Here is a 1,035-nt window from a genome sequence, read left to right on the forward strand (position 1 = left end):
GGCTCATGTTGTGTTTCAGGGTCTTATTTAACCAGCACTTCAACCAGCGAGTGAAGCAAGGTTTTCCCGCGCTTGCCAACATTATGAACAAACTCGAAGAAACCAAGGTATAAAGGGAGCTTCTCTTGTGAGATACCCCGGTGTGGGCGCAGCCAGCTTCGCAGCAGGGACCAGAAGCCTTCCATTGTATTTACATGGACTTCATGGAAACCATCTCCATCCTCGTCCCTGGCATATTCACCAGCTCCGTGGTTCACGCTTTTATGGCTGTAACCCCATTCCTCCAGCCGGAAATAGATACTGTACTCATCGGTGTAAACCAAAGTTCCAGGTAACACAGTGGATTTTATCAATGGCTTGATGGTTACCTGGCGAACATTGGCAAGCATCTGAATCACGACTTGCCCAGTGCGTTGGATCATACCGAAAATGGGTGGTTTTTCTTTTTCCAATGTACTGCGGCCACGAGCACCCTTTAGGCGATTACGGCGACCTTTACGCCCCTTCTTGCTCACGGCTTCAGGGTTCCCTTTGTGCCCTGCCACAATATAGACCTCATCGAACTCTACTTCACCTTCAAGGGTCACTTGAGGCTTTTTTTTATCACGCCCTCACGAAGCTGAGTGGTCATCTTTTGAACATCGGTACGATTCAGCTCCAGTTCGGCGGAGATCTGTTTGTTAGAGAGGTTTAAGCCCATAAAATAGAGGCACAATATCCAGACCTTAAGAGGTTGATGATGCCCGGCAAAGATAGTGCCGGTCAGATCGTCAAAGCGTTTACCACATTCTTTACACTCATAGCGTTGTCTGGCAGGTTCCTTGTCGTCACAACCTCTTTTGATAACTTTCTTCGAAGTACAAAACGGACACTCGCGGCCTTCAGGCCAGCGTAACTCACGCACAGTAGCGTAACATTGGACATCATCCATCAGGGTCTGTATGTTTACCTTCATAGTGCTGGCCTCTTTTCAGTAGTTGGTAAAAGGAAAGCGTTATTTTACCAAATCACGACCCCGAAACGCAACATGAGCCT

1 pseudogene is annotated in these 1,035 nt (G+C 47.9%); it reads right to left on the reverse strand.

Annotation, left to right across the window (positions count from 1 at the left end):
* Positions 1–23: 23 nt before the first annotated feature.
* Positions 24–955, reverse strand: a pseudogene (locus JWG39_RS17300) (IS1595 family transposase).
* Positions 956–1,035: the final 80 nt, after the last annotated feature.

This window comes from Desulforhopalus vacuolatus (assembly GCF_016918505.1).
Taxonomy (GTDB): Bacteria; Desulfobacterota; Desulfobulbia; order Desulfobulbales; family Desulfocapsaceae; genus Desulforhopalus; species Desulforhopalus vacuolatus.